The organism is Mycobacterium sp. (assembly GCF_032162605.1).
In the GTDB taxonomy this organism is placed as follows: domain Bacteria; phylum Actinomycetota; class Actinomycetes; order Mycobacteriales; family Mycobacteriaceae; genus Mycobacterium.
This window is the reverse complement of sequence record NZ_JAVROT010000215.1, coordinates 1-4,871: the sequence shown is the minus strand read 5'-3', so window position 1 is coordinate 4,871 and position 4,871 is coordinate 1. Positions and strand designations below refer to the sequence as shown.

Annotated in this window: 5 protein-coding genes; 4 read left to right on the top strand and 1 reads right to left on the bottom strand. The window is 67.1% G+C overall.

Translation table 11 applies throughout. The annotated features are described in order from the left end of the window. A partial coding sequence (gene secY, locus QOI01_RS13455) for a preprotein translocase subunit SecY (RefSeq protein WP_526381651.1) occupies positions 1-863 on the bottom strand: 863 nt, incomplete at its 3' end. A 277-nt stretch (positions 864-1,140) separates the two neighbouring features. Between secY and QOI01_RS13450 the strand changes: the two genes are divergently transcribed. From QOI01_RS13450 to QOI01_RS13435, 4 genes are read left to right on the top strand one after another with little or no spacing between them, the layout of a single operon-like run. Continuing rightward, entirely contained in the window at positions 1,141-2,073 is a 933-nt protein-coding gene (locus tag QOI01_RS13450) for a class I SAM-dependent methyltransferase (protein ID WP_526381650.1), read from the top strand. Further along, positions 2,070-2,966, top strand: a complete 897-nt coding sequence (locus QOI01_RS13445; RefSeq protein WP_526381649.1) for a class I SAM-dependent methyltransferase — start codon at positions 2,070-2,072, stop codon at positions 2,964-2,966. Before QOI01_RS13450 ends, QOI01_RS13445 begins: the two co-directional genes overlap by 4 nt. A gap of 11 nt (positions 2,967-2,977) precedes the next feature. Then, positions 2,978-3,877, top strand: a complete 900-nt coding sequence (locus QOI01_RS13440; protein WP_526381647.1) for an SAM-dependent methyltransferase — start codon at positions 2,978-2,980, stop codon at positions 3,875-3,877. An 11-nt stretch (positions 3,878-3,888) separates the two neighbouring features. Further along, positions 3,889-4,794: a class I SAM-dependent methyltransferase gene (locus QOI01_RS13435; RefSeq protein ID WP_526381645.1), complete on the top strand. Its 906-nt coding sequence runs from the start codon at positions 3,889-3,891 to the stop codon at positions 4,792-4,794. The last annotated feature ends 77 nt before the right edge of the window (positions 4,795-4,871 follow it).

The window sequence follows — 4,871 nt, the reverse complement described above, 5'->3', positions numbered from 1 at the left end:
ATCAGGTGCGGGATGTAGATCAGCGACGACGCGAAGATGACCGGGATGACGCCGGCCTGGTTGACCTTGAGCGGCAAGTACGTAGATGTGCCGCCGTACATGCGCCGTCCGACCATGCGCTTGGCGTACTGCACGGGGATGCGGCGCTGGCCCTGCTCGACGAAGACGACGCCGATGATGATGATCAATGCGGCGACGCAGACCGCGGCGAACACCATGCCGCCGCGGCTGTCGAGGATGGTCTTGCCCTCCGACGGGATGCGGGCGGCGATGCCGGCGAAGATCAGCAGTGACATGCCGTTGCCGATGCCGCGCTCGGTGACCAGCTCGCCCATCCACATCACCAGCGACGCACCCGCGGTCAGCACCAGCACGATGACGACCAGCGTGAAGATCGAGGAGTTGGAGATGATGTCCAGCGTGCAGCCCTGCAGCAACCCGCCGTTGGCGGCGAGCGCCACGATCGAGGTGCCCTGCAACAGCGCCAGTGCGACTGCCAGATAGCGGGTGTACTGCGTCATCTTGGCCTGGCCGGACTGGCCTTCCTTGCGTAGCTGCTCGAAGCGTGGGATGACCACGGTCAGGAGCTGCACGATGATGCTGGCCGTGATGTAGGGCATCACGCCGACCGCGAATACGGACAGCTGCAGCAGCGCGCCGCCGGAGAACAGGTTGATCAGCGAGTAGATCTGCGCGGAGTCGCCGCCCTGGACCTGCTCGATGCACTTCTGCACGTTGGGGTAGTTGACGCCGGGGGACGGCAGCGTGGCGCCGACCCGGTAGAGGATGACGATGCCCAGCGTGAAGAGAATCTTCCGTCGGAGGTCGGCCGTCCGCAACGACGAGATGAAAGCCGAAAGCACTCTTCCTCCTGCGCAGCCGGACTGTGTCCCGGCGTGCCGATGGGGCTGGTCCGACCAGCGCGTTTTGGGTAAGTCCTGTGCGATTCTTCTGCCGGCGCGCAGGGATGCCTGCAGCCAGCGCAATCGCGCGTTGGAACAGTCTACGAGGGTAACAGTTGCCGCCGGTCCGACCCTCATCCGATCCGCGCGACGGCGACGCGATCGGGGGTTTCAGGATCGGAGCGTACAGTCGAATCAGCTCGTTACATCAGCTAACTAATAGCTTCAAGGGGCATTCATGACGCGCACCGAAGGCGACACCTGGGACCTGGCCTCCAGTGTCGGAGCAACGGCAACGATGGTGGCCGCGGCACGGGCGATTGCCGGCCGGGCGGAGCGTCCCCTGATCAACGACCCCTTCGCCGAACCACTGGTTCGCGCGGTCGGCGTCGACGTCCTGACCCGGTTGGCCGCCGGTGACCTGACTCCCGCCGAGTTCGGCGGCGACGGAGGAGTCGGCATGGAACGGATGGCCGACAACATGGCCGTGCGAACCATGTTCTTCGACGACTTCTTCCTCGACGCCACGAACGCAGGCATCACCGAGGCGGTCATCCTCGCCTCGGGCCTGGACTCCCGCGCCTACCGCCTGGCGTGGCCCGCGGGGACCACGGTGTACGAGATCGACCAGCCCGAGGTCATCGCGTTCAAGAGCCGGACGCTGGCAGCCCTCGGCGCCGCACCCACCGCGTTCCGCCGCACGGTCGCCATCGACCTGCGCGAGGACTGGCCGGCGGCACTCGTGCAGGCCGGCTTCGATCCGGCCAAGCCGACCGCGTGGAGCGCCGAGGGGCTGCTCGGCTATCTGCCTCCGGAGGCTCAGGACCGACTGCTGGACACGGTGACGGAGCTGAGCGCGCCCGGCAGCCGCTTCGCCACCGAGAGCGCACCGACCCAGGACCCCGCCAACGAGGCCCGCCTACGCGAGCGCATGCAGGGCGTCGCAGCGCACTGGCGCGAGCACGGGTTCGACCTCGACCTGACCGAGCTGGTCTACTTCGGCGACCGCAACGAGGCCGCCGCCTACCTGGACAACCACGGCTGGCGCACCAGCGGCAGCACACTGCGCGAATTGTTCGCCGCCCATGACCTGCCGCCGTTCGACGACGAGGAGATGGCCGGCTTCGCCGAGATGCGCTATGTCAGCGGAACGCTCGAAGGTGATCGGTGAGCCGCTCGGATTCCGACAGCTGGGACCTGGCCTCCAGCGTGGGCGCGACCGCCACCATGGTCGCCGCGGCGCGAGCACTGGCCTCCGAGGAAGCCAATCCGCTGATCCGCGATCCTTATGCCGCTCCCCTGGTGCGCGCCGTCGGCATCGAGTTCTTCACCAAACTGGTCGACGGAGCCATCTCCACTGTCGACGGTGGTGCCGCGCGCACGATGACGGACGTGATGGCGGTGCGCACCCGCTTCTTCGACGACTTCTTCCTCGGCGCGGCCGAGGAAGGCGTTCGGCAGGCCGTGATCCTGGCCTCGGGACTGGACTCTCGGGCCTACCGGCTGCCGTGGCCCGACGGGGCGGTCGTCTACGAGATCGACCAGCCCAACGTCATCGTGGCGAAGACGGCGGCGATGACCGAGATCGGCGCAACCCCGACCGCCGATCGCCGCGCGGTCGCCGTCGACCTGCGCGACGACTGGCCGCAGGCGCTGAAGGCGGCGGGTTTCGACGTCACCCTGCCGACCGCGTGGAGCGCCGAGGGCCTTCTCGTCTATCTGCCCCCCGAGGCGCAGGACCGGCTGTTCGACGACATCGCCGTGCTGTCCGCCCCCGGTAGTCAGCTGGCCACCGAGTATCACCCCGACGGCAGTGCGTTCATGGGCGACCGCGCGAGCGCAGTCACCGAACAATGGCGCGAACACGGTTTCGACGTCAACATGTCCGAGCTGGTCTACGACGGTGAGCGCGCATCCGTCGTTGACTATCTGACCGCACAGGGCTGGCACGTGTCGGCCCGCAGTCGCCCTGAGGTATTCGCCGGTTACGGGCGAGACTTCCCCAACTCCGAAGTACTTGCACCACTGCGTAATTCACTTTCCGTCATCGCAACCCTGACTTGAGGAGACAACCAATGGCACGCACTCACGGCGACACCTGGGACCTGGCCTCCAGCGTGGGCGCCACTGCTACGGCGGTCGCCGCGTCGCGCGCCACCGCGTCACAGGGCCCCGACGCGCTGCTCGACGACCCGTGGGCCGAACCGCTGGTCCGCGCCGTCGGCATCGATGCCTTCGTCAAGTTGGTCGACGGTGAGCTCCTCGGCGAGGACGATCCCCTACTGAACCGTCGGGCCATGAACGAGCAGGTGGCCGTGCGGACCCGCTTCTTCGACGACTTCTTCACCACCGCAAGCGATTCTGGCATCCGGCAGGCCGTGATCCTGGCCTCGGGACTCGACACTCGGGCCTACCGACTGCCGTGGCAGGCCGGCACCGCGGTATTCGAGATCGACCAGCCCGAGGTCATCGAGTTCAAGACCCGCACCCTGGCCGGTCTCGGTGCCGAGCCGACGGCCCGGCGTCACGCCGTGTCCATCGACCTGCGCGAGGACTGGCCGGCCGCGCTGCGGCAGGCCGGCTTCGACAGCAGCCTGCCGACGGCGTGGAGCGCCGAAGGACTTCTGGTCTACCTGCCACCGGAAGCCCAGGATCGGCTCTTCGACAACATCACCGAGCTGTCGGCACCGGGCAGCCGGCTGGCGACCGAGCACATGGACATGAGTGGACTGCCCGCCGACTGGGCAGAGAGGTTGACGGAACGTTCCCAGCGCATCGGCTCCAACATCAACCTGGCCGAGTTGTTCTACACAGGTGAGCGCAATAGCGCGGCCGACTATCTGACCAATCATGGCTGGCAGGTGGACATCCGGAATACCGCCGCGGCATTCCAGGCCAACGGCTTCGAGCTGCCCACCGACGAACTCGCGGCATTCGGCGGCGATTCCGGATACGTCACCGCGGCCCTGAAATAGAGGAGAGACACATGGCAAGAACCGAAGGCGACACCTGGGACTTGGCTTCCAGCGTCGGGGCAACCGCGACGATGGTGGCCGCGCAGCGCGCACTGGCCCACCGCGAGAAGCTGATCGACGACCCGCACGCCGAGCCACTGGTGCGGGCCGTCGGCGTCGACCTGTTCAACCGCATGCTCGACGGCGACCTCGACCTCACCGACGTGGAACCGGGGTTCACCCCGCTTCGGCTAGCCGAGGGCATGGCCGTACGTACCCGCTTCTTCGACAAGATGTTCACCGATGCTGCGGATGCCGGGGTACGGCAGGCCGTGATCCTCGCCGCCGGTCTCGACGTGCGGGGCTATCGGCTGCCATGGCCGGACGGTACGACGGTCTACGAGGTGGACCAGCCCGAGGTCATCGAGTTCAAGACGAGGACGCTCGCGGGCCTCGGTGCTACGCCGACCGCCACCCATCGGACGGTCGCGATCGACCTGCGTGCGGACTGGCCGAAGGCATTGAAGGACAACGGCTTCGACCCGAGCCAGCCGACCGCGTGGAGTGCCGAGGGTCTGCTGATCTACCTGCCGTCGGACGCTCAGGACAAGCTGTTCGACAACATCACCACGCTGTCGGCGCCGGGCAGCCGATTGGCCACCGAGCACGTTCCCGACCTGTCGGCGTTCACCGATGGACGCTCACAACGCATGTCGGAACGGCTCAAGCAGCTGGGCTCCGACATCGAGATGGCCGACCTCGTCTATCAGGGCGAGCGCAGCCACGTGGTCGAGTACCTGACCGAGCGCGGCTGGGAGACCTCCACGTTGCCGATGCGGGAAGGGTACGCGCTCAACGGATTCGAGTTCCCCGAGGACGACGAGATGTCGACGATCTTCGCAGACCTCAGCTACGTCAGCGCGGTGCTGCGCGGCTGAGTCCGGGTATCTGCCTGGTCAGAGTTGGTGGCCACCCAGCCAGAGGGCGTTGACGCCGGTCAACTGCCGCTCGGCCT

What these genes read in the sequence shown, in the direction of transcription:
- QOI01_RS13440 (WP_526381647.1), top strand. Translation starts at nt 2,978, where the DNA reads ATGGCACGCACTCACGGCGACACCTGGGACCTGGCCTCCAGCGTGGGC.
- QOI01_RS13450 (WP_526381650.1), top strand. Translation starts at nt 1,141, where the DNA reads ATGACGCGCACCGAAGGCGACACCTGGGACCTGGCCTCCAGTGTCGGA.
- QOI01_RS13435 (WP_526381645.1), top strand. Translation starts at nt 3,889, where the DNA reads ATGGCAAGAACCGAAGGCGACACCTGGGACTTGGCTTCCAGCGTCGGG.